The organism is Pseudomonas sp. YuFO8, from assembly GCF_035065025.1.
In the GTDB taxonomy this organism is placed as follows: domain Bacteria; phylum Pseudomonadota; class Gammaproteobacteria; order Pseudomonadales; family Pseudomonadaceae; genus Aquipseudomonas; species Aquipseudomonas putida_AE.
Genome location: NZ_JAXDEQ010000132.1, coordinates 1 through 452, shown reverse-complemented (window position 1 = coordinate 452; position 452 = coordinate 1). Strand labels below are relative to the sequence as shown.

General features: G+C 52.7%; 1 pseudogene. It reads right to left on the bottom strand.

Annotated elements, in window-relative coordinates:
* Positions 1–173: pseudogene (locus SOP95_RS31635) on the bottom strand (AraC family transcriptional regulator); the annotation flags it as partial.
* Positions 174–452: the final 279 nt, after the last annotated feature.

Below are 452 nucleotides of genomic sequence, written 5' to 3'. Positions count from 1 at the left end.
ACGACCCAATTGCCTTGCTGCGTGAAAACGTGCATGACGCCGGTGGCGCCGTACAACAACTGCGCGCGCCGGTGGCTGTGCATCGGCAGCAGGTGCCCCGGCGGATAATCGGTGCCGATGGCGATCACCGCGCGCGTTACGTGGTCGATGTCATCAATGCGGACGTTGCGCATGTGTTCCCTTTGGCGGGCAGATTGGCCGAAACGCAATGATAGTTGGCCTTTCATATAAAGCAAGCCAACGGCCGTCGCCCTACTATCGGAGCAGAAAAATAACGCTTGTTCGGGGCGCCGCTATTTTATCGGCCATATAGCCCGTGCAAGTTTTCACACCGGGGTGGGACGAAGATTTTCGTTCTCGCAATACAAGAAGTTAATAAGGAATAAATCGTCTTTTTATTCCAACACCTGAAGCAATAGTTCTTAGCGCAGTTCAATGACTATAAGGTGATA